The following is a 22475-nucleotide window of genomic DNA, read 5'->3' on the forward strand; positions in this document are numbered from 1 at the left end:
GGGCAAAGCCTGTGCGGATTTCCGCACAGGCAGTGTTTGCCTGGGCGGATTTTCGCATTACACTGGCCGAAAGCCGCGAGCAAAGGGGAGAGGGCAGACGCCGCAAGCAGACACCGATAGCGGATTCCCTGGATTTGCCGGCCGTGAATTGCTGCGCGAGGCGGTGGCGCGGCTGCGCGATGGCCGCTGGGTTGCCGTGGTCGTCGCTCTTGCCTTTCTGGCCGGCGCGATCGCCATTGCCGGGCGCATCGCCTCCGGCCAGGCGGCCGATAATCTGCGCGAGACGGCACTCGCCGCACTGCCGCTGGCGGCGGGAACCCTGACCGGCGAAATCGAAAAGCAGCGCCTGGTTCCACTGGTGTTGGCCAGAGACGATGCGGTGCGCGGCGCTCTGCGCCGGGCCGGAAAAATGAAAGAAAAGGCCCTCAACGACAAGCTCAAGTCGATTGCCGGCGATGCCTCGGCATCCGCCATCTACATCATCGATACGGCAGGCATCGCCATATCAGCCAGCAATGCCGACGAACCGGCGAGCTTTGTCGGCATCGATTACAATTTTCGGCACTATTTCCAGGAAGCGATGAGCAAGGGTGCTGCCAGCCAATATGGCCTCGGCACAATCAGCGGCAGACCGGGGCTGTACCTTGCCAGCCGCGTCGACGATGGCGGCAAGCCGCTTGGCGTTGCGGTGCTGAAGGTCGAACTCGACGGCGTCGAAGCCAATTGGCGTTCCAGCGGTTTCCTTGTGTTCATCACTGATGAACGCGGCGTGGTGCTGGCTACCAGCCAGCCCGACTGGCGGTTCCGTGCGCTGGCACCACTGTCGGCCGAGGACACCGCCGCAGCCCACGAGCAGCTCCAGTTGGCCGATGCAGGCTTCGAGCCGCTGCCGATCCGGCGCGGCGCGGGTGACGGCCTGGCGACGATCGACAACGCGGGAAAACCGCGCCAGTTCGTCGAGGTGGTGCAGGATTTGCCTGGTGCTGTTCCTGGCTGGCGTCTCTGGCTGCTCACTCCCGCCGACGCTGCTCTTTCATCGGCCGCCAACACGGCGCGCCTGACCACGCTGCTTGGGCTTCTGCTGATGGGCTTGCTTGCCTACGTGCTGACCCGGCGCCGGCGAACGCGCAGGCTGAGGCAGGAGGCGCTGGCGCGTATGAATGCCGAGCTGGAGAGCCGAGTCAGCACGCGAACGGCCGAGCTGACCCGCTCCAACACCGCACTTGCCGGTGAAATCGCCGAGCGCGGGAATGCCGAAGCCAAGGTGCGCCGGCTGCGCGACGACCTCGCCCAGGCCAACCGGCTTTCCATCCTCGGCCAAATCGCCGCCGGCGTGGCGCACGAGATCAACCAGCCGGTCGCCGCTATCCGCACCTATGCCGAGAATGCGGGCCGCTTTCTCGAAACCGGCAAAACCGAACCGGCCAGCGGCAATCTGACGTCGATCGTGTCGATGACCGAGCGCATCGGCGCGATCACCGGCACCTTGCGCACTTTCGCCCGTCGACCCGGGGTTGCCGCTTCGCCGCTGCCGGTGCGCGAGGCAATTGATGGCGCGCTGTCGCTGCTGTCGGGCCGCATCCGTGATTCCGGCGTGACCATCGTCAAGCCGCGCGGCAATGCCTCGCCGGTGGTCCTCGCCAGCCGCATCCGGCTGGAGCAGATACTCGTCAACCTTTTGCAGAATGCGCTCGACGCGATGAAGGACCAGTCTGATCCCCGCATCGAGATCCAACTCGCCGAGCACGACGACAGGGTGCTGATTTCGGTGCGCGACAATGGCCCAGGTCTCGGCCCGGAAGCAGCCGGCAATCTGTTCATGCCGTTCCAGACCACCAAGGAGAAGGGGCTTGGTCTCGGGCTGGTGATCTCGCTGGAGATTGCCCAGGAATTGGGCGGCACGCTGCGGCTCGATCCCAGCAATGGCACCGGCACATCTTTTACCGTCGACTTGAGGCGAATTGAATGATTGAGGGATCAGGGTTGGTGGCGCTCGTCGACGACGATGCGGACCTCCTTCACGCCACAACGCAATTGCTCGAGCTTGCCGGCTTCACTGTGGTCGCGCGCGACGCCGCCGAGGCAGCCCTTGCCGTTGTCGACAGGACCTTTGAAGGCGTGGTGGTCAGCGACATCCGCATGCCTGGCATGAACGGGCTGCAGCTGTTCGATCGCATCAAGGCGATCGACCCGGACATACCCGTGATCCTGGTCACCGGCCATGGCGACGTCGATCTCGCAGTGGCCGCGCTCAAGGATGGTGTCTACGATTTCATCCCGAAACCCTTTGCCGGCGACCGCCTTGTCGAGGCGCTGAAACGGGCATCGGAGAAGCGACGACTGGTGATGGAGAACCGGCGGCTGCGCGAAGCCGCGGCGCTCGCCACTGACGGCCTGCCGCTGATCGGCGAGGCTCCTGCCATCAAGCGGCTGCGCGAGACCTTGCGCCAGATCGCCGACATGGATGTCGACGTGCTGGTCGAGGGAGAAACGGGAACCGGCAAGGAAGTGGTGGCTGACCTGCTGCACAGGTGGGGGCGGCGGCGCTCAAAACCCTTCGTGGCACTGAACTGCGGCGCCCTACCGGAGACGGTCATCGAGAGCGAGTTGTTTGGCCATGAGGCGGGCGCGTTCACCGGCGCGCAGCGGCGGCGGATCGGCAGCATCGAGCATTCCAGCGGCGGTACGCTGTTTCTCGACGAGATCGAATCCATGCCCCCGGCGCTCCAGGTCAAGCTGCTGCGGGTGCTCGAAACGCGCAGCCTCACCCCGCTTGGCTCGAACGATATCAGGCGCATCGATCTGAGGGTCGTTGCGGCGACCAAGGTCGATCTCGGCCGGCCGGACCAGCGCGGCGATTTTCGCGAGGATCTGTATTTTCGCCTCAACGTGGTGACGCTGCGCATCCCGCCGCTGCGCGAACGGCGCGGCGACGTCCCGATGCTGTTCGGGCATTTTCTCGGCAAGGCGGCGGAACGGTTCGGCCGGCCGGTCGCCAAGATGAATGCAGCCGTCAGCGATCATCTCCAGTCGCATGACTGGCCGGGCAATGTCCGCGAGCTCGCCCATTTCGCCGATCGCGTCGCGCTCGGTCTCGGTCCGGACGATGAGGTGAGGACGGTCTCCGCGCACGCGCCGGAGCCTGCGGCAGCATTGCCCGAACGGGTCGGCCAATACGAAGCGCAGCTCATCCGTGACGCGCTGCGCGACCATGGCGGCGACGTGCGCGGCGCCATCGACGCCCTCGGCGTGCCGCGCAAGACCTTTTACGACAAGCTCAAGCGCCACGGCATTGCCGCATCCGAATTTCGCAATGGCGGCGATACCGATACGCAACCCATCTCGGAAAAGCGATGAATACGACCATTGAAACGACGGCAAATCCCTCGCCGGAAGAACTCGCCTTTCTCGGCGAAAGGTTGACGGCGTTCAACGACGGCGATGTCGGCGCATCCGAAAGGAAGGCGCTTGTGGTGTTTGTGCGCGACGAGGATGGCGCGGTCGTCGCCGGCATTTCCGGTTACACGGCCTGGGGCTGGCTCTATGTGCAATGGCTCTGGGTCGATGAGCGGCTGCGCGGCCAGCACATGGCCGGCACAATGCTGGACGCGGCCGAACAGGAAGCGGTGGCGCGCGGCTGCAACAATGCCTGGATCGATACCTTCAATCCGAACGCCGCCAAGGTCTATCAGCGCCAGGGCTATCGGCCCTTCGGCTCGCTGGCCGATTTCCCTGTCGGCCGCAGCCGCATCTTCCTGCAGAAGGAACTGGTTGGCGGTTGAGCAATTCCAGGAAAAGTGTGAAGCGGTTTTGCGTCCGGAATTGCGTCAAAGCAAGAGTCTAGCCGGCGAGTTTTCCGCCACGCATCGGCTGCGGCGCGCCGGTGGTGCTCGGGAAACTGATCGGCAAGCCGCGCAACACGCGAACCGCGAGGAAGGCAAAACACTCCGCCTCGACCGCATCGCCGCTCCAACCGAGGCTTTCCGCCAGCACCACCTCGACGCCGGCGCGGCTGGCCAGCATTGCCATCATGGTCGGGTTATGGCGACCACCGCCGCTGACCACCAGCTTTTTAGGCCGGCTTGGTAAGAGGTCGAGTGCCTTGCCGACGGCGCCGGCGGTGAAGGCGGTGAGCAAGGCGGCACCATCCTCGGCATCCAGGCCGTCCGCCATCGCGGCACCGAAGTCGAAACGGTCCAGCGATTTCGGGTAGGCTTTGCTCAGATAAGGGTGCTGCAACAGCTTGGCCAGCCGGGCCTCGTCCACCTTACCTGCACGGCCAAGCGCGCCGTCGCGGTCCATCTCGCCGAGCCCCTTCGACTTGATGAAATCGTTCAGCGGCGCGTTGGCGGGTCCGGTGTCGAAGGCGACGACATTGTCGGCGCCATCCCACCAGGTGATGTTGGCGACGCCGCCGAGATTGAGTACGGCGACCTCGCCATTGGCGCCGGCGCTGCGCATCAGCGCGGTGTGATAGACCGCGGCCAGCGGCGCGCCTTGCCCGCCGGCGCGTATGTCGGCCGAGCGGAAATCGTATGCGACCTTGGTGCCCAAGATGGCATGCATCAGCTCGCCATCGCCGAGCTGCCTTGTCTGGCCCAGCCGTCCAACCTGCGGCGCGCGATGCAGAACGGTCTGGCCGTGAAAACCGACGACGCCGATATCGGCCATCGTCATGCCATAGCCTTCGACCAATTCCTTGACGGCTGCCGACTGGGCACGCGTCAGGGCTTCCTCCGCGGTGCGGAAGATCGCCGGCTCCGGCCCGACAAAGTTCCACGCCCGCGCCTCCGTCAGCGTCTCTTCCAGCAGGGAGCGGATAGATGGGGGATAGGGCATCAGCCGATAGGTGCCGAAATCCTCGATCTGCTCGCCATCGGTCTTGATCAGCGCGACGTCGATGTTGCCGTCCAGCACCGTGCCGGTCATCAGGCCGACGGCCCAGATTGGTTCCATAATCGTTTCCTTATCGAACATGATCTTTTCCGAAAACGGTTTCCCACTTTTCGGGGCCATGCTCCAGTCCCCATTAATGAGGCCGCCGACCGCTTGACGAAGCAAAACGATTCCACTGTCGAAATGACGTGTCGGATGGATCCGGTTGGTGAGCAAGGTCCAAGCCTTGCCCCTGTCGAGGCGGGGGTCGCGGTGCCGAGGCGGACCTATCCTCGTAGCGCCACGGGCGACACTGGACTGCGCAACGCCGGTTCTGCGGTCGTTTGGGCTCAACACAGCGGCAATGCCACCTCTTGCCTATCATGCGCGAAGGCGCGACCTTGCTCGATCTGGCAAACGCTTCCGCCGAAATCCGCAAGGGAGAGAAAATCATGACATCATCCGATGTGGCCGTCATTGCAGGCGCGGGCGCTGGTGTGAGCGCCTCGCTTGCGCGCCTTCTCACCCGGGAAGGCTTTCGCGTGGTTCTGGCCGCCCGCAACGTCGAGAAGCTGGGCGCTCTGGTCGATGAGACCGGTGCGCTGGCCGTTGAGACGGATGTCGCCGACGCTGCGTCCGTCGCCAGGCTGTTCGACACCGCCGACAAGGCCGGCCCGCTGGCGCTCGTGGTGTTCAACGCCAGCGCACGCACACGCGGCCCGATCGCCGAGCTCGATGCGGAAGCGGTCAAACAGGCATTGCTGGTCGGCGCCTATGGCGGCTTCCTGGTCGGCCAGCAGGCGGCGCGCCGGCTGCTTGTCCGGGGATCCGGTTCGATCCTGTTCACCGGCGCCACCGCCAGTGTGAAGGGCTTTCCCGGCTCGGGCGGCTTTGCCATGCCGAAATTCGGCCTGCGCGGCCTGGCGCAGTCCATGGCCCGCGAACTCGCCCCGAAGAACATCCATGTCGCCCACTTCATCATCGACGGCCAGATCGAGCCGCCCGGACAGGCAGCCGATCCCGACCGGCCGGACCGCCGCCTGTCGCCGGATGCCATCGCCGAGGCCTATCTCACAACCCATCGCCAGCATCGCAGCGCCTGGAGCTCGGAGCTTGAGTTGCGGCCCTGGGTCGAGACGTTTTGACAATCCAGCTGACCGGCGGGCGGGAAGTAATGCGATCCTTCCGCCGTTCCTTGCATATTAGGCAATGCTGATATTTTGTGGCGCTAAGCTGCTTATCCAATACATAAAAAGACATAGGGTAATATATACGTTTGTTTAACGCCGGTTGTGCATGTTGCAGCTTTCCCGGGTTAATTGAGAACGCGCATGTCGGTTACACGTCGTACACTGCTTGCGGCCGGGAGCGGCGGGTTGCTGATTTCACAAGCCCGGGCAGCCAGCACTCTGGGACAGCAGGCGGAGAGCGCCCCTCAACCTATCGCGAGCGGCGATGCATTGCGCATCGCAATGCCGGCCTTCGCTTCCAATCCGTTCTTCCCGGCCGACGGATCGGGGGACGATGGCATAGACATGGAACTGGCCCACGGCATCGCCGCGGCGCTTGGCGTCGAGCCAGTGTTCGACCGATCCGCCGCAACGTTCGACGATATTGTGAAACAGGTCAGTTCCGGACAGGCCGACCTGGCGATTGGCAAGCTCAGCCGGACGCTTCAGCGCGGCCGGTCGATCATCTATTCGCGCCCCTACGCCATGCTGCGGCAAGGGCTGATCGCCAACCGCCTCAACCTGGCGCGTATCGCGCAAGGCAAGCCGCCCGAAGGGATCGTCCGTGATTTCTCAGGCGATCTTGGCGTGATCGAGGGCTCTTCATTCGCCACTTATGCGGCCACGACTTTCCCGCATGCGCAAATCCACCGCTTGGCAAGCTGGGATCTGATCATCGATGCGATCCGGAACGGGACGATCGACATGGCCTATCGCGATGATTTCGAGATCAAGAAGCTGATGGTCGACGATCCGTCGATGACGGTCGTAGCGCGCTCCATCACGCTGACCGACAAGGTCGATACGATCGCAGTCGGCGTGCGGCCGGACAATCCGCATCTCGCAGCCTTTGTCGATCTGTATCTCGATCTCGCGCGGGGTCAGCAGGTTCTCAGCACGGACGAGATCATCGCCCGCTATCGCCAGGGGAGCAAAGCCTGACATGGCAATCTCCGAGTTAGCCGGACCCCTGCCTTTCGATTGGCGCCTGATGGCCAGGCGCATACTGCGATCACCCGTGACGACGATCGCGATGATTGCTGCAGGGATCCTGTGCGGCCTCTACTATCCAGATTTTGCCCATGCGATCAGCCCTGTCGCACAGCTCTACCTGAATTTCCTCAAGATGGTCGTCCTGCCCTATTTGGTCTCGTCGGTCATCTTCTCCATCACGGCGATGGTCCAGGACCCGAAATCGGTCCGCTACCTCGGCAAGGTGGGTATGGCCGTGCTGGTCGTGTCGTTCCTGAGCGTGCTGGTGAGTGGCACCTTGTCGCTGATCCTGCAGCCGGGCCAGATCGAGAATCCCCAGTCGCGCATCGAGCTTGGCGAGTTCATCAATTCGCAAGGCAGCGTATCCACCGATCTCGCCTTCCCGTTCCAGCCGCCAGCCTCCAATGGGGATCCCAATGGCGGGCACTCGATCCTGCTCGACCTGGTGCCGAACAACGTCTTCAATGCCCTGGCCTCGGGCCAGACCATTCAGGTCCTGCTGTTCTGCCTGCTTTTCGGGCTCGCGATGGGGAAGATTCCCCAGCCCTCGTCCATGAGCCTGACCCAGGCGCTCAACGCGGTCTACCGGGCCTGCACGGTGCTCACCAACTGGTTCATCTGGGGGTTGCCCTTTGCAACCTTCATCCTGATCGCGGACCAGACAGCGTCGACCGGAACCAAGCCGCTCATGCTAATGGGCGGTTACCTGCTGGTGATGGGTCTTTCCTGCCTTACATTCGTTGCCGGGGCATTTGCCATTATCGCGATCCGGTCGCGACGCAGCTACTGGACGACGATCAAGACCTGCCAGCCGCTTCTCATGGTGGCCATCACCACACGCTCCTCGGTCGCCTCGCTCCCATGGGTCATCAACCTGTTGGGCGAGCGCCTGCGGTTCAGCCTGGTGGTCGTCGAACTGCTCGTGCCGTTACAGGCGGCACTGCTGCGGACAGGCCCGGCACTGCTCTATACCTCGGGTGCGCTGTTCATCGCTCAGCTCTACGGCCACCAGCTTGCAGTCCCGGACCTCGTGCTCGTCGGTATCATCTCAGCGCTTCTCGCGCTCACCACCGGCGGCATGGGCAGCCTGCTCATCCTGTCGCAGATGTCCATCGTCTGCGGCTACCTGAAGCTTCCCTTCGAGGCGGCGTTCGTCCTGTTCGTCGCGGTGGATGCAGCCGTCGACACGTTCATGACGCTGGCCAGCGTCTGCACCGTCGCGGCGAGCACGGCAATGATCGCTCCCAGCCACAGGGAGACGACGCAGCCTGAAACCGTCTCGGAACAGCTCGAAGCCGAGCCTGCCAGATGATCGACGACAGCATCCGTCCCCAGCTCGGCATTATCGGCGGTCTTGGGCCGCTTGCTTCGGCCGATTTCTACTTCAAGCTGACCCGGATGACCCAGGCGCTCAGAGACAACGAACATGTGCCTGCCGTGATCCTCAGTGTCCCGCAGCTGCCCGACAGGACCGAAGCGATCCTTGCCGGCCATGACGGGCCGCTGGCGCCTTTGAAAGCCGCGGTCGCGACGCTCAATGCGCTCGGCGTCGCCCGCATCGCGATGCCGTGCAACACCGCCCACCATTGGTACGGCCAACTGGCGGCGAATTCGCGCGCGGAAATCATCCATATCGGAGATGCTGTGGTGACGGAGACGCGTCGCAGCCTGGATCAGGGCCGGGTTGCTGTTCTCGCCACCCAAGGCACGCTGGTCTCCGGCTTCTACCAGGACAGGATGTCGGCAGCGGGATTTGAGCTCTGCCTTCCCGCGAACACCGAGTTTCAGGCCTGCGTCGACAGCGCGATCAGCCTCGTCAAGGCGGGTTCGATCGCGGATGCGGCGGTTGAAACCGAGCGCGCGCTCGACATCGCGCAAGCGGCCGGCGCCGATGCAGCCCTGCTCGGCTGCACCGAACTGTCGGTGGTGGCCGCCAGCCTCAACGATATCAATGGATTGGTCGTCATCGACAGCAATGCGGCCTTGGCAAGAGCCTGTCTGAACCGATTGGGCTTCGGTGCCCAGGAAGCCCGCGGCCTGCCGACCGTATCGCGGCTGCCGGAACATGACCGATCGATGCGCGCCAGCTTGGCCGCACTGGCCTAGCCCTATGGATAGAACCTCATAGCATTTCGGAACCCGTCAGCCTTGGCGCGGCACGCCCTTGGCAAGCAGGTAGACGAGGTACGGCCCGCCAAGCAGCGAAGCGAACAGGCCGGCGGGAAGTTCGTAGGGAAAGGCCGCCATGCGCGACAGCCAGTCCGAAACGATCATCAGCAGGGCGCCCAGAAGCATCGCTCCGGCGAGATGGACGCGGGCGTGGGAAAAGCCGACCAGACGGGCAAGGTGTGGCGCGATCAGGCCGACGAAGCTCAATGGCCCGACGACCATGGCGGCCAGCGCAGTCAGCAGCGCGGCAACGATGATCAGCATCAGCCGTCCGCCGGCAACCGGCACGCCCAGCCCGCGTGCGCTGTCGGACCCGAGCGGCAGGATATCCAGCCAGCGGGCGGCAAGGAACAGCGGCAACGTCAGCGGCAACAGACAGGCGAGTGCTAGCCCTGCATCGAGCGCCGACGCCTGGCCGGTCGAGCCGCTCAGCCAGCGCAACAGAGTGTAGGACTGCGCGTGGCCCATCGCGATCGTCGCGGTGATCGCAGCGCTGCACAGCGCGCTCATGGCGATACCGGCAAGCAGCAGCCGCTCGGCACCGAACTTTGCTTGTGCGGCAAGGGCCAGCATGGCAATCAAGGCCGCCAGTGAGCCCAGGGCTGAGCCGGCGAGCTGCCAGCCGAGACTGGCCGTGGCGCTGACCATCAGCACGGCTGTCAGGCCGGCACCGGCGCCGGTGCCGACTCCCAGCACTTCGGGGCTTGCCAGCGGGTTGCCGGTGACCCGCTGGATGACGACGCCGGCGGCCGCGAGCATGGCGCCGGCGGCGGCCGCCACGCCGATCCGCGGCGCACGCCACGCGGCGAGATCGGTTAACAGGTCTCCCCCAGCAATAGACCAGCCGTCCGGGCCACGCCCGACGACAAGCGCCACGATGGCAGCGACAAGCGCCAGCGCAAGCAGAAGCAGGATGATGAGCCAGGGCCGGCTGGCCTTGCGCGGTGCGGTACCATTCGAACCGAGATGCGGCCACTCGAAAAGGCGCAGCCGCGGCAACAGCCATAGCAGCAGCGGACCGCCGAGCAGGGCGGTGCCGGCACCGGTCGGAATGCGTTCGCCACCGGAACCGGCGGCCAGCTGTACCAGCCCGTCCGTCAGCCACAGCAGCACGGCGCCGATCAGCGGCGCGGCGATCAGTTTTTGGCGCAGTGTGCGGGCGCCCGAAAGCGTGGCCAGCGCCGGCGCTGCAAGACCGACGAACCCGATGACGCCAACCTCTGCCGCGACCGACGTCGCCATCCACACGGCAAGCGCGATGATGAGAAAGCGGCTTGAGTGACGGGCGACGCCCAGGCCGCGTGCCGAGGCATCGTCGAGACCAAGAATGGTCAGCGGCCGCAGCAGCATCAATGCGGCAACCACACCGGCCGCCAGCCTGATCGTCAGCGCGATGGTCGGCTCCCAGTCCTGCTGGACCAGCGATCCGCCGCCCCAGATGAACAGCGAAAACAGGTACTCGCCATTGGCGAGGATCAGTGCTGCGCTGACGGAACTGGCGGTCAGCGCCACCATCATCCCGGCGAGCACGACGGAGACCGGTTCCAGCCCGCGCCGCCAGGTCAATGCCAGCACCAGCAGCACCGCGGCGATGCCACCGGCGAAGGCGACCAGGCCCTGCGACCGCTCCATCAGCAGCGGTGCGTAAAGCGAGGCGATCGTCATCGCCAGTTGCGCGCCGGCCGAAATACCGAGCGTCGACGGTTCGGCCAGCGGGTTGCGCAGCACATGCTGCAACAGCAGGCCGGACAGGCCGAGCACCGCGCCGGCCAGCACCGCCACGGCGGCGCGCGGCAGCGTGCTGTAGACCAGGATGACGCTGTCGAGATCAATGCCGTCGCCCGGCGGTGCGGCCGGCCATTGCATGCCGACGCGCCATGCGAAGAGGAGCGCAGCCAGCGCCGCCAGGAGGTCCCACAGGGCGATTGGCGACAGCGCGGCACTCGTCGCGGTGCGATCGCTTATGGTGCGCTCAGCCATGGCTCTGCCCGGCAAGGGCGGCCGTCGCCAGACGCGCGAAGCGGCGTGCCGATGGCAGGCAACCGAAATGGTTGACCGGATCCAGCACAGCAACACGCCCCTGGCGGACAGCGGGTAGCGCGTTCCACAAGGCATTTGTAGGAAGCGAACGCCCGACATCTGCCGGCAGTGGCGAAACGATCAGGATCGACGCCTCGGGCACGCGCGCTAGCGCCTCCAGTCCGACGGGTGCCGCCGCGCTGTAGCTCGTCTCGTCGGTCCATGCATTGACCAGGCCGAGACGCGTCAGCACATCGCCGAATATGGAATCACGGCCAAAGGCTCGAAAATGCCTGCTATCGCCGAGACTGATGACGAAGACCCGCGCGGGGGAGGGGGGCAAGGTGGCGCCAAGCTGCGTGATCTCGACCGCCGTCTCATCGACGTAGCGCTTCGCCTCGGTCTGCCGTCCCAGCTTTTCGCCCAGGGCCAGTGTCGCCGCCTCGGCGAGCGCATAAGGTGGCACGCCGGCCTCGTAGACCGTTTGCGCAAACACCGGCGCGATGCGTTCGAGCATCGGGCGCTGGTATTCGTAGAAATTGGAGATCACGATGAGATCAGGCGCGACGATGCGCAGCAGCTCGTAATTGGGCGCGCCGCGCAGCCCGAGATCGGTTGCCGATTGAGGAACCGCCGGCTCGACCGCGATCTTGCGGAACTGGATCAGTTCGGTCGCCGCCACCGGCTCGATGCCGAGCGCCAGCAACGTCTCCAGCATGCCCCAGTCGATCGCGGCAACGCGCATCGCCGCCGCCCTGGCGGCGACCGGTGGCAGCAATGCCGCGGCCGCCAGCGCAAGCACCTGCCGTCTGTTGGGCAGATGGATCATCACTGGCGGATTCGGCACATGGCTACCAAGTCGTATGCGCCTTCAGCTTGAATGAGCGGCCTTCGCCATAAGAACAGGCTTCGACAGTGGTGGTCTGACAACTCGAGACATAGGTTTTGTCGAACAGATTGGTGATGTTCAGATCGACACCCCAGGTCTCCTTGTCGTAGCCAAGCTTCAAGTCGGCCAGCGTGACAGCTGGAACCTTGTTGTTGTTTGCGTTGTCTGCCCATGAGGAGCCGACGTAGCGCAGGCCGCCGCCGATCGAGATGCCGTCGTACCAGCCGCCACGAAAAGTATAGTCGACTGAGGCGGAGGCCATCACCTCTGGCACGATGAACGGCGTCTTGCCAATCAGCGCCGGGTTGGCGTCCTTGGTGATATCGATGTCATAGGCGGTGAAAGCGCCGGTGAGCCGGAAATCCTCGGTGACGTTGACCTTGCCTTCCAGTTCTATACCGCGTGAGCGCACTTCGCCGGTTTGCAACTGCGTGAAGAAAGTAACGTTCGACGGTACATTCTGACGGGTCAGGTCAAAAAGCGACAGGGTGAACAGGCCATCGACAAAGGTCGGCACATATTTGACGCCGACTTCGTACTGCACGCCCTCTTCCGGCTTGAACAGATTACCGTTGGCGTCGGTGCCGATGAGCGGGTTGAAGAAGGTGGCAATGCTGGCATAGGGGGTTACGCCATTGGCAAACTCATAGGCGAGGCCCGCGCGACCGGAGAAGTCGCCGACAGTCTGGTTCTGCGTGCTGGAACTCGCCGAGTAATATGTCGGCCGATTGTCGGCGTCGAGCCAGCCACGGTCGTAACGGCCGTTCAGCGTCACCAGCCAGCCGTCGCCGAAGCGCAACTGGTCCTGCGCGTAGAAGCCGAGCTGCTTCTGGGTCAAGTCCTGATTGAGGTAGCTGACTCGTGGCGTCAGTGGCGCGCCGTAGATTGGGTCGAAAGCATCAATGGGAGGGGTTGTGCCGAAGAGCGCCGACGATTGCACCTGGTCGATGTTGTAATATTTGTAGTCGATGCCGGCCAGCAGCGTGTGTTCCACAGCGCCTGTCTCCACCTTGCCCTCGATCTGCAGGTCCGACAGGAATGTCGTGGCGTCGGTATCGTGACCGAAATTGATGCGATTGAGCTGCGTCGCGCTCGCCCACCCGTTGGCGTAGACGTTGACTTCATTAATCGAGGCCGCACTGAGGCGCATGTTGGAACGCACCGTCCATTGGTTGTCGAAAGTGTGCTCGAACTCGTAGCCGATCGAACCTTGCTCGCGCTTGTAGAGATCGACACTCGGCTCGGTAAAATTGGCATCTGGGTCGATTCGACCGTAATTCACGCCGCCGATAATCCGATCCGTTACAGTGCCGATGTAAGGCAGGAAGCTGCCGCCATTGTGGTTCTCGTCGATGTGGCTGTAGTTGGCCAGTACCGTCAGCTTGGTCTGCTCGTCGGGCTGCCAGGTGATGCTGGGCGAAATGAAGCCGCGCCAGCCATTCTGCAAATCGCTGTAGGTGTCGCCGCCGGCGACTTTGCCCGTTACCCGGTAGCTGACAACACCATTGCCGTCGACGTCGCCGATGTCGAAGCCCAGATAGACATTGCCGGCATCGTTGACGCCGGTCTCGATATAGCGCTGCCTGCCATCCGGTCGCTTGCTGACATAGTTGACGAGGCCGCCGGGATTGCTGCCGCCATAGAGTACGGAGGCCGGCCCTTTCAGCACTTCGACTCGCTCGAGGCCGAAGCTGTCGACGTAGAAGCCGCCAAAGGCGTAGCTGAACAGTTGCAGCCCATCCATGTAGGTGCCATCAGCCGTGGCTTGGAAACCGCGGATGAACAGCCAGTTGGTGTCGCTGTCCGGGCCGAAGGGCTGTGCGAACACCCCGGCCGTGTAGCGCAAGGCCTCGTCGACTTTCTGTGCGCCCTGGTCGTCGATCTCCTGCCGGCCGATCACCGAGACGGATTGCGGGATATCCTTGATGTCGGTCGCCGTCTTGGAGCCGGTCCTGCTTTTTTTGGCGACGATGCCTTTAACCGGTCCGGTCGCGCCGTCGCCGGCCTCGCCCTCGACCACCACCGGTTCAAGCTGGGTGCTGGTTTGCACCGACTGCGCGAACGCGGCCATTGGCGGGATCATCGCGGCCGCGGCGACGCTGGCCGCCAGAATCGCCTTCATCCGGTAAGTTCTGCTCATCAGGAAAGTCCCCGCCTGTCGATATTGAGATACCTGATTATTTATCTCAACTTATCTGCTGGTCATTGGACGGAATTGGGCGGTTTGTCCATTCTTGTCCAAACGAGGGACATCGCGGTGTGATGTTGCGGAAATGTCACTGGCGACTGGTGCTCCTCATCCAGGCGCCGGGTGTCACGCCGACAATCGACTTGAACACACGCGTCAGATGCGCTTGGTCGAAAAAACCCGTTGCCTCGGCGATGTCGCCAAGTGAAGCGGTGCCACGCGCCATCATGGCCTTGGCCCTGTCGACCCGCGCCTGCATCTGCCAACGATGCGGCAGCACGCCCGTCGCCGCCTTGAAGGCGTGACTCATCGCGGTTTCGGACAGGCCGGTCAGCGCGGCGAGGTCGGCAAGCCGGATCCTTTCCAGGCAATGCGCGTCGATGTAGTCGGTGACGAGGCGCAGCTTGCGGCGCGACAGCGGCGACCGCCGCCTAAGGTTATCAGGCCGGTCGATCTGGAACAGGCTTGCGAACAAGGCATTGAGCAGACCCTCGCCATAGAGATCATGCAGGGGCCGGTCGCTGCCGCATTCGGCGGCGATCAGGCCGGCAAGCATGGCGATCCGGTCGTCGCGAAACTGGAAGCGCGACATCCGCAAGGCCTCGAGGTCAAGGCTGCGGCCGAAGCGGCGCGTCAGCACTGCGGCGTCGAAATGCAGGTCGAGATGCCGGATCCGCCGAAGCCCCTCGACCCGGCCGCGGATCGGCACGTGGGCCGGTATGTAGGCCATGGAAAAAGCCTGGTCGTGGCGGCGCAATTCGCCCTTGGCGTCTTCGACGAAGAAAGCGCCATCGCCATCCACATCGAGCGCGACGAACAGCCGGGGGTCGGGAGAGACGTAATAGCCTTCGGCCTTGTCACCGCATGAGACATCCCAGAGGTCGGCGACCACGCCGTCCCAGACATGCCATTTCAGGTCGCCAATGACTGAAAAGCCCTCAATCCGGCTTTCCATGCGCGCAACGAAGGTCAAGTCCTGTGATCCCGGGCATAATCATGATAAAATCCATCATGTTTATGCCCGGTTAGCGACCCCACCGCAAGTGCTTTGCGGCTGCTCGAAAATCGGCCGGAACCCAATGCCGCTGGGGCCGTCTGGCCTCAAACACTTTCGAGGTATGTCTCGATTTCGAAATCGCTGACATTGAGCGCGAACGTGTTCAATTCCTGGCGTTTGCAGGCAACGAAGGAGTCGCGCAGGATGGCTGGAAAAATCTCAGCCACATGCGTCCCGCTCTCGAAGGCGGCGATCGCCGACGCCCAGTCCGGCGGCAGCTTTGCCGGCGGAAGTCCCTGGCCGTCGGTGCCGATCGGATCGCCTGGCGATATTTGTCTTTCAATGCCCGTCAGTGCGGCGCCCAATATGGCCGCTAGCACCAGATAGGGATTGGCGTCGGCTCCCGAAACGCGATGCTCGATGCGGCGCGCAGCGGTTGGCCCGCCGGGAATGCGGATCGCGACCATACGGTTCTCATAACCCCAGGCGACTGCGGTCGGCGCATAGGATCTCGGGCGCAGCCTGCGGTAGGAGTTGAAGTGCGGCGCGAACACCAGCGTGCTTTCGGCCATTGCCGCAAGCAGGCCGCCGACCGCATGGCGCATGGTCTCAGAACCCTGGTCGGTGCCGTCATCGAAGACGTTGCGCCCTTCGCCGTCGATCAGGCTGAAATGAACGTGAAAGCCGTTGCCGGCCCGGTCGCCATAGGGCTTGGCCATGAAACAGGCGGCAAAGCCGTGCTTGCGGGCAATGCCCTTCACGGTGCGCTTGAACAGCACCGCATCGTCAGCCGCCCGCAAGGCGTCCGCGACATGGTTCAGATTGATCTCGAACTGACCGACGCCGTTCTCGGCGATGGCGGTGTCGACGGGAATGCCTTGCGTCCGGCAGGCCTCGTAGACGTCATGGATGAAGGATTCGAAGTCGTCGATCTCGTCGATCGACAGCGCCGCGTCGGAATCGAGACGGCGCCCGGTGACCGGCGAGACAGGTCCGACCGGCCGCTGCGATTGCGGATCGACGAGATAAAATTCGAGTTCCGTTGCCGCGACCGGGGTCAGGCCCAAGGCCTTGTAGCGGTCGAGGATGCGGGCCAGCGCCCGTCGCGGATCGCCGAGATAGGGCGCGCCGCTTTCGTCGGCAAGCCAGAGCGGGACCAGCGCTGTCGGATGCGCCGTCCAGGCCACCGGCAGAATGCCGCGCCCCGTCCATTGGCACAGTCCGTCGGCATCGCCGGTCGAGAAAACCAGGCTATTGCCTTCGATGTCTTCGCCCCAGACGTCCAGTCCGATCAGCGAAAAAGGCATGCGCAGCTTGCCTTCCAGCGCCTTCCTTGCCTGCTCGACGGGAATGCGCTTGCCGCGCATGATGCCGTTGAGGTCGCACACCGCCGCCCTCAGGCTCTGGATGTCGGTCCTGCTTTCAAGCCAGTTCAAAACGTCCGCAATTGCATCGCTCAATTTATAACCTCTGGTTTTTGAAGGTGCCGCAGCCTGACCGGCCGCACGTCCCTGGTAAAAATAGCTTGTGAGTTTTAGGAAACAGACTTGGCTGTCGCCAAGCGCTTTTCCTTATTTTTTCAAGTCACTAGCTGGTATGTCGGGAGGCATTTCAAAACCAATTGCGCGATCTGCGGTCGCAACATAGAGGCTGGAGGGCGGAAAGCCAAGCACGAGCCGGTAAACCAGCGCGCAGCCGCTATCGGCGGGAGCGGCGAGTTCGCTGCGGTCAGATTTGGCGCGCGCAGCGCCCGAGCCACGCTGTGCAAAACGGTCATCACAAATCTTGACCTCGCATGCACTTGCACCTCTGGCCGCTGTCTGGCTTTTTGGGCTACCCATCGCAACGGAGTGATTCGCATCATGCCGCTCGATTGCAAGGTTTCAAGGCAGTCTGCGGGTGGGTCGTGAAGCGCGCGCAATTGGCGAAGGAGACACAGGCATGGCCGAGTTCAAGAAGCCCGAAATCTCCGAGATGAGACCCAAGATCACCGTGATCGGCGTTGGTGGCGGCGGTGGCAATGCCGTCAACAACATGATCGCGGAGCAGCTTCAGGGTACTGAATTCATCGCCGCCAACACGGACGCCCAGGCGCTGACCATGTCGAAGGCGTCCAGGCTGATCCAGCTTGGCGCCCACGTCACCGAAGGATTGGGCGCCGGATCGCTTCCCGAGATCGGCCGCGCCGCGGCCGAGGAATCGCTCGACGAGATCATGGACCATCTGGCCGGTACGCATATGTGTTTCGTCACCGCCGGAATGGGCGGCGGCACGGGAACCGGTGCGGCTCCAATCATCGCCCAGGCGGCACGCAAGGCCGGCATCCTGACGGTTGGTGTCGTCACCAAGCCGTTCGCCTTTGAAGGCCGGCGCCGCATGCAGATGGCCGAAGAGGGCATCGAGCGGCTCCGCGAGAGCGCCGACACGGTGATCGTCATCCCGAACCAGAACCTGTTTCGGATCGCCGATGCCAAGACCACCTTCGCCGATGCGTTCGTCATTGCCGATCGGGTGCTCTATGCCGGCGTCAGCTGCATCACCGACCTCATCGTCAAGGAAGGCCTGATCAATCTCGACTTCGCCGATGTCAAATCGGTGATGCGCGACATGGGCCGCGCCATGATGGGCACCGGTGAGGCCTCCGGCGAGGGTCGGGCGATGAAGGCGGCGGAAGCCGCGATCGCCAACCCGTTGCTTGACGAAGTGTCGATGAAAGGCGCCAAGGGCGTGCTGGTCTCGATATCGGGCGGCAGGGACATGACTCTGTTCGAGGTCGACGAGGCCGCCACCCGCATCCGCGAAGAGGTCTACGAGGATGCCGACATCATCGTTGGCGCCATCTTCGACAAGGGCATGGAAGGCCGCTTCAGGGTCTCGGTCGTGGCGACGGGCCTCGACCGTGCTTTTGGCGCCGAGGATGCCGAAGCCGGCATCGCACGCGACCACGCCGGTCAGCCGGCGCGGACGCTTCAATAAGTCATATCGCGCGTTTATCCTCGCCAAGAGATAATTTCTCGGGGGAGACATCGCTGAATAGCAATTGCATTGCCGACGGATCAGATTGACTGGCGCAACTATTGTGTTCAGCTGTATCGATCTCTGTACGGTTGCTGCTACAAGAATCCGTCATAGACGGCCATCTATACTGGCTACCCGTATCGTTCGAGCGACGAGAGGCGCGGCTTGGAATTCGACTTGAAAACCATCGAAGCGCTCGCGCCCGATCAGGCGTCGTTGAGCGCCGCTTCCAGGTTGACCAGGCAATCGAACTGGCCACGGCTCGAAAAGAGCGATCAACTGGGGCTCCTCTGGGGGGAATGCCAGGGTTCCGGCTCCAATCCCTATCGTGTGGTCGTCGACACCGGCGACCATGGCTACAAATGCACCTGTCCGTCGCGGAAATTTCCCTGCAAGCACACTTTGGCGCTGATGTGGATTGCAGCCACCACGCCGGCCAGTTTTACCGCCGCAGGCTCGACCCCGGAATGGGTGGATGATTGGCTCGGCCGCCGCAGGAAGGCCTCGCCGCAGCCGGCGGCGCCAGCGCCCGGTGCGGGAGGCAAGAGCATTGGCGAGGCCTCGCGCGACGACGAAAGCGCAGACATCGAGGACGCCGCTGCGGTCGAGCGCCGCGAGGCAGCGCAGCGCAAGCGGACGCTGGATACGCAATCCGCGGTGTCGGCGGCGTTGGATGAGCTGGATCAATGGATCGCTGACCAGTTGCGGCTTGGCCTGGCCGGTTTTGTCGACAACAGCAGTGACCGTTGCCGCCGGATTGCGGCACGGCTGGTCGACATGAAGGCGACAGCGCTTGCCGGCCGCATCGACGAGATTCCGTCACGGCTGATGGGGCTGCGCAGCGAGGAGCGCCCGGACGCGGCGATCCGCGAACTCGGCAAGCTTGTGCTGGTGGCCAAGGCCTGGCGATCGACACCAGGCGACGCCGAACTGAGGCGGCTCGTATCGACGTCCGAAAGCCGTGAGCAGGTTCTGGCCAATCCCGATGCCAAACAGGTCGAAAGCGTCTGGGAGGTGCTTGGCGAGAAGATCGAGTCGCGCCGTGACGGTCTCGTCAGCCATTCGACCTGGCTCCTCGACCTGAAGAGCGCGAGCCCGCAATTTGCTCTCTTGCTCGACTATTTTCCGGCCTCGGCCGGTCGCCGGTCGAACGCCTTCACACCGGGCGACCGGTTCGATGCCAGGTTGGTCTTTTACCCGGCACGCCAGCCGCTGCGGGCCTTGGTGGCGGACCGCAAGGGCGACGTCCCGACAGGTGAGTGGCCCGATTTCGGCTTTCACACAGCCGATCCGCTCGCGGCGCATGCTGCTCACCAGAACACAGCCCCTTGGCTCACCGATTGTCCTGTCATGCTGCCGCCCGGCGCGATCCTGCTGGACGATCGGGGTGCCGCCTGGTGGCAAGCCGCCGGCGATCCGCATGGTATCGCCTTGCCGATTGCCGACACCGTCAATCCAACGCTGCTTGGGCTGGACCTTATGGCAACGGCAGCACTTTGGAATGGCAGCCGGCTTGACCTGCTGGCGGCGCAAAGCGGTTTCGGGAGGCTTGACCTGTCGTGAACGAGATCGAGCAGACCGGCCTGGCGGCCATGCGCGACTGCTGGATCACCGGCGGGACCACCTTCGACCTGGCTCCGGGCGCGTGGAAGGAGATCGCCGGCGGTGCCAGCCCCGACGAGCGCGAACGCCGGCTGCTGGCGATCGCCGCACAAGCTCTCGACATCGCCTTGCGGCCAGCCGCGCCAACGACGCTGAAACGCCGCCCGCAATTGCCCGAACTCGCCTCGCCGATGCTGCCGGAACGGCTGCGGCCGCTATTGCGAGCCGCGCTAAAGCATGCCGCCGACACAAGAAGCAAGTCGCGTGTGGTCACGCTCGTCGCCGGCCGCGGCTTCGTGCTGCATCCGATGGACTGGATGCCAGCCGCGTCGGATCAGAGCAGTCCGGACGTCTATGCACCTTGGATCGACTGGCAGGCAGGCGCGGACGGCGAAAAACCTGCAAGCCAGGAGCATCTGACGGTGGAAAACTGGGATGACTTCTATCCCGCCGCACGCCGCACCGCGCTCGCCGATATGCGCCGCACCGCACCGGCTTCGGCTAGGCAGCTGATCGAAACCAAGGCATCCGGCGAGCCGGCGGAGATCAGGATTGCACTCGTCGACCTGTTGCGCTTCGGTCTGGGCGCCGATGACGTGCCGTTCCTGAAGAGCCTCTCCGCCGATCGTTCCGGCAAGCTGCGCGAGCTCGCTGGCCGGTTGCTGGCAAGATTGGGAGAGCACGGCTCGCCAGGCGATGGCGGGCCGGAAGATCCGACGGCCGAACTCGCTGCCTTCATCGCTGAAGGCAAATCCGGCTTCATCCGCCGCCGCACCACCTACACGCCGGCAAAACTCAAATCGCCGGCGCAGGAAAGACGTCGCGCCGAACTGTTCGAGACCTGCAACGTGGTCGACCTCGCCACGCGCTTCGGCACCACCGAATCCGAGTTTATCGGGGCGTGGCAATTCGGCGCTGAGAACAATGCCGATATCCTTGTTGCCCGAATGGTCGCCGCGTCGGGCAGCGACGCCGCGGTGACGCACATGGCGGATATGCTTGTCGCCGAAGGTGGCAAGCCCGCACTCTTCGTCCTCCACCTCATGGCGCGTCTGGACAGCCGCAGGAAGCGCGTCCTGGTCAGGTCGATCCTGAAGGACACGCAACATCTCGGCGCGCTCAATCTGGCCGAGGGCCTCGAAGCAAGCTGGCTGGAATGGGCCGACCTGACAAACGGCCAGACGCTCCCGGCGCTTCGCTCCGCTGTTGCAGGAAACGATGACGCTGTGAAGCGAGGCGTCGACCAGCTCCTGGAAACTATGGGCTTTCTCGCCACGGCGGCGACGGCGGAGAAATTGATCGGAGACGTCGTTGCGGCCGGTATGGCGCCGGCAGCGCCTTCACTCGGTCTTCTGCGCCTCAACGCAGCGCTGGCCGAACCTTAACCGACACATGATCAATCCGGAGAACAGCTAATGAACGCAGCCATCCGTCTTCCGGTCGAGCAGGCCTATGCCGCCGAATTGCAGGCGCTCTCGCGCAATGACGACCGGCAAAGGCCTGCCGGATGGAGCCTTTCGCCAAAGGCGGTCCTTACCTACCTGCTCGGCGGAAAGGCTGACGACGGGACAGTGATAACGCCCAAATATGTCGGCCGGCGCCGGCTGATGGAAACCGCGGTGGCGACGCTCGCCACCGATCGCGCGCTGTTGCTGCTGGGTGTCCCCGGCACGGCCAAATCCTGGGTGTCGGAACATCTCGCCGCCGCCATCATGGGCGATTCGACCCTGATCGTGCAGTGCACGGCTGGTACCGACGAGAACCAGATCCGCTATGGCTGGAACTACGCACAGCTTCTGGCAAAGGGCCCAAGCCAGGACGCGCTGGTGCCGACGCCGCTCTACCGCGCCATGCAGGACGGCAAGCTTTGCCGCCTCGAGGAGCTGACGCGCATGGGCTCCGACGTGCAGGACACGCTGATCACCGTGCTGTCCGAAAAGATGATGCCGATCCCGGAACTCAACACCTCGATCTACGCGCAACGCGGCTTCAACATCATCGCCACCGCCAACAACCGCGACAAGGGCGTCAACGAGCTGTCCTCGGCGTTGAAGCGCCGCTTTAACGTCGTCGTACTGCCCTTGCCCGAAGACATGGCGGAGGAAGTGGCGATCGTCTCCAAGCGGGTCGGCGAGATGGCCGGCGGTCTTGACCTGCCGGTGCCGAAGAATGTCGGTGAGGAGATCGCGCGCGTGCTGACCATTTTTCGCGAGTTGCGCTCCGGCGCTACAGCCGACGGCAAGGTGACGTTGAAGACGCCGTCCGGTTCGCTGTCCACGGCCGAAGCCATTGCCACCATGGTCGGCGGCCTCAGCCAGGCGGCCTGGTTCGACAGCGGCAAGCTCGGCGCCGAAGGTCTTGCCGCCAGCCTCGTCGGTGCGATCGTGAAGGATCCGGTGCAGGACAAACTGGTGCTGGAGGAGTATCTGGAAACCGTGCTCAAGAAGCGGCCAGACTATGCCGGCTACTACGCGGCCTTGAACGCGGCGATCTGAC

General features: G+C 63.9%; 17 protein-coding genes. 11 read left to right on the forward strand and 6 right to left on the reverse strand.

What is annotated here, in order from left to right; all coding sequences use genetic code 11:
- The first annotated feature begins 148 nt into the window (after positions 1 to 148).
- From NKH95_RS02690 to NKH95_RS02700, 3 genes are read left to right on the forward strand one after another with little or no spacing between them, the layout of a single operon-like run.
- On the forward strand, positions 149 to 1969 hold the full coding sequence (locus tag NKH95_RS02690) for a sensor histidine kinase (protein ID WP_352890979.1): 1821 nt from the start codon (positions 149 to 151) through the stop codon (positions 1967 to 1969).
- Positions 1966 to 3357 (forward strand): sigma-54-dependent transcriptional regulator, encoded by a 1392-nt coding sequence (locus tag NKH95_RS02695; protein ID WP_023808781.1) that lies wholly within the window; start codon positions 1966 to 1968, stop codon positions 3355 to 3357. Before NKH95_RS02690 ends, NKH95_RS02695 begins: the two co-directional genes overlap by 4 nt.
- Positions 3354 to 3782 carry a GNAT family N-acetyltransferase gene (locus NKH95_RS02700; protein ID WP_023808780.1) on the forward strand — a complete coding sequence of 143 codons (429 nt, stop codon included), beginning with the start codon at positions 3354 to 3356 and terminating at the stop codon, positions 3780 to 3782. Before NKH95_RS02695 ends, NKH95_RS02700 begins: the two co-directional genes overlap by 4 nt.
- Positions 3783 to 3840: 58 nt before the next feature.
- On the opposite strand, the gene NKH95_RS02705 is transcribed toward NKH95_RS02700, so the two are convergent.
- The gene (locus NKH95_RS02705; RefSeq protein ID WP_023808779.1) at positions 3841 to 4956 is read right to left on the reverse strand and encodes an anhydro-N-acetylmuramic acid kinase; all 1116 of its coding nucleotides are present in this window, start codon (positions 4954 to 4956) and stop codon (positions 3841 to 3843) included.
- A gap of 371 nt (positions 4957 to 5327) precedes the next feature.
- Here NKH95_RS02705 and NKH95_RS02710 point away from each other — a divergent pair, with 371 nt between their 5' ends.
- The 4 genes from NKH95_RS02710 to cuyB all read left to right on the forward strand — a co-directional run bounded on the left by NKH95_RS02710 (position 5328) and on the right by cuyB (position 9203).
- On the forward strand, positions 5328 to 6020 hold the full coding sequence (locus NKH95_RS02710) for an SDR family NAD(P)-dependent oxidoreductase (RefSeq protein ID WP_023808778.1): 693 nt from the start codon (positions 5328 to 5330) through the stop codon (positions 6018 to 6020).
- A gap of 186 nt (positions 6021 to 6206) precedes the next feature.
- Positions 6207 to 7046 (forward strand): substrate-binding periplasmic protein, encoded by an 840-nt coding sequence (locus tag NKH95_RS02715; RefSeq protein WP_031212267.1) that lies wholly within the window; start codon positions 6207 to 6209, stop codon positions 7044 to 7046.
- 1 nt (position 7047) lies between these two features.
- Positions 7048 to 8409, forward strand: coding sequence for a dicarboxylate/amino acid:cation symporter (locus tag NKH95_RS02720; RefSeq protein WP_352792695.1), 1362 nt, complete (start codon positions 7048 to 7050; stop codon positions 8407 to 8409).
- Positions 8406 to 9203 carry a cysteate racemase gene (cuyB, locus tag NKH95_RS02725; RefSeq protein WP_352440056.1) on the forward strand — a complete coding sequence of 266 codons (798 nt, stop codon included), beginning with the start codon at positions 8406 to 8408 and terminating at the stop codon, positions 9201 to 9203. The genes NKH95_RS02720 and cuyB overlap by 4 nt, the downstream gene beginning before the upstream one ends.
- A 36-nt stretch (positions 9204 to 9239) precedes the next feature.
- Here the strand turns inward: cuyB and fhuB are convergent, their stop codons facing one another.
- The 5 genes from fhuB to NKH95_RS02750 all read right to left on the reverse strand — a co-directional run bounded on the left by fhuB (position 9240) and on the right by NKH95_RS02750 (position 16819).
- Complete coding sequence (fhuB, locus tag NKH95_RS02730; protein ID WP_352890982.1) at positions 9240 to 11246, reverse strand: Fe(3+)-hydroxamate ABC transporter permease FhuB; 2007 nt, start codon at positions 11244 to 11246, stop codon at positions 9240 to 9242.
- Positions 11239 to 12114 (reverse strand): ABC transporter substrate-binding protein, encoded by an 876-nt coding sequence (locus NKH95_RS02735; RefSeq protein ID WP_023808774.1) that lies wholly within the window; start codon positions 12112 to 12114, stop codon positions 11239 to 11241. The genes fhuB and NKH95_RS02735 overlap by 8 nt, the downstream gene beginning before the upstream one ends.
- 22 nt (positions 12115 to 12136) lie before the next feature.
- Complete coding sequence (locus NKH95_RS02740) at positions 12137 to 14314, reverse strand: TonB-dependent siderophore receptor (RefSeq protein ID WP_352890984.1); 2178 nt, start codon at positions 14312 to 14314, stop codon at positions 12137 to 12139.
- A 136-nt stretch (positions 14315 to 14450) separates the two neighbouring features.
- Positions 14451 to 15335 (reverse strand): helix-turn-helix domain-containing protein, encoded by an 885-nt coding sequence (locus tag NKH95_RS02745; RefSeq protein ID WP_352890986.1) that lies wholly within the window; start codon positions 15333 to 15335, stop codon positions 14451 to 14453.
- Between the two features lie 128 nt (positions 15336 to 15463).
- Positions 15464 to 16819, reverse strand: a complete 1356-nt coding sequence (locus NKH95_RS02750; protein WP_352890988.1) for a glutamine synthetase family protein — start codon at positions 16817 to 16819, stop codon at positions 15464 to 15466.
- 481 nt (positions 16820 to 17300) lie between these two features.
- Between NKH95_RS02750 and ftsZ the strand changes: the two genes are divergently transcribed.
- The 4 genes from ftsZ (at position 17301) to NKH95_RS02770 (ending at position 22474) form a co-directional block, all read left to right on the forward strand.
- Positions 17301 to 18335 carry a cell division protein FtsZ gene (ftsZ, locus tag NKH95_RS02755; RefSeq protein WP_023808769.1) on the forward strand — a complete coding sequence of 345 codons (1035 nt, stop codon included), beginning with the start codon at positions 17301 to 17303 and terminating at the stop codon, positions 18333 to 18335.
- Between the two features lie 219 nt (positions 18336 to 18554).
- Positions 18555 to 19940: an SWIM zinc finger family protein gene (locus NKH95_RS02760; protein ID WP_352890990.1), complete on the forward strand. Its 1386-nt coding sequence runs from the start codon at positions 18555 to 18557 to the stop codon at positions 19938 to 19940.
- A complete protein-coding gene (locus NKH95_RS02765) occupies positions 19937 to 21364 on the forward strand; it encodes a DUF5691 domain-containing protein (RefSeq protein WP_352890993.1) in 1428 nt (475 codons plus the stop codon). The genes NKH95_RS02760 and NKH95_RS02765 overlap by 4 nt, the downstream gene beginning before the upstream one ends.
- 30 nt (positions 21365 to 21394) lie before the next feature.
- Positions 21395 to 22474 (forward strand): ATP-binding protein, encoded by a 1080-nt coding sequence (locus tag NKH95_RS02770; RefSeq protein ID WP_027036087.1) that lies wholly within the window; start codon positions 21395 to 21397, stop codon positions 22472 to 22474.
- The last annotated feature ends 1 nt before the right edge of the window (position 22475 follow it).

This window comes from Mesorhizobium sp. M0848 (assembly GCF_040319805.1).
In the GTDB taxonomy this organism is placed as follows: domain Bacteria; phylum Pseudomonadota; class Alphaproteobacteria; order Rhizobiales; family Rhizobiaceae; genus Mesorhizobium.

What these genes read in the sequence shown, in the direction of transcription:
- NKH95_RS02695 (WP_023808781.1), top strand. Translation starts at nt 1,966, where the DNA reads ATGATTGAGGGATCAGGGTTGGTGGCGCTCGTCGACGACGATGCGGAC.
- NKH95_RS02700 (WP_023808780.1), top strand. Translation starts at nt 3,354, where the DNA reads ATGAATACGACCATTGAAACGACGGCAAATCCCTCGCCGGAAGAACTC.
- NKH95_RS02705 (WP_023808779.1), bottom strand. Translation starts at nt 4,956, where the DNA reads ATGGAACCAATCTGGGCCGTCGGCCTGATGACCGGCACGGTGCTGGAC.
- NKH95_RS02710 (WP_023808778.1), top strand. Translation starts at nt 5,328, where the DNA reads ATGACATCATCCGATGTGGCCGTCATTGCAGGCGCGGGCGCTGGTGTG.
- NKH95_RS02715 (WP_031212267.1), top strand. Translation starts at nt 6,207, where the DNA reads ATGTCGGTTACACGTCGTACACTGCTTGCGGCCGGGAGCGGCGGGTTG.
- NKH95_RS02720 (WP_352792695.1), top strand. Translation starts at nt 7,048, where the DNA reads ATGGCAATCTCCGAGTTAGCCGGACCCCTGCCTTTCGATTGGCGCCTG.
- cuyB (WP_352440056.1), top strand. Translation starts at nt 8,406, where the DNA reads ATGATCGACGACAGCATCCGTCCCCAGCTCGGCATTATCGGCGGTCTT.
- fhuB (WP_352890982.1), bottom strand. Translation starts at nt 11,246, where the DNA reads ATGGCTGAGCGCACCATAAGCGATCGCACCGCGACGAGTGCCGCGCTG.
- NKH95_RS02735 (WP_023808774.1), bottom strand. Translation starts at nt 12,114, where the DNA reads ATGATCCATCTGCCCAACAGACGGCAGGTGCTTGCGCTGGCGGCCGCG.
- NKH95_RS02740 (WP_352890984.1), bottom strand. Translation starts at nt 14,314, where the DNA reads ATGAGCAGAACTTACCGGATGAAGGCGATTCTGGCGGCCAGCGTCGCC.
- ftsZ (WP_023808769.1), top strand. Translation starts at nt 17,301, where the DNA reads ATGGCCGAGTTCAAGAAGCCCGAAATCTCCGAGATGAGACCCAAGATC.
- NKH95_RS02770 (WP_027036087.1), top strand. Translation starts at nt 21,395, where the DNA reads ATGAACGCAGCCATCCGTCTTCCGGTCGAGCAGGCCTATGCCGCCGAA.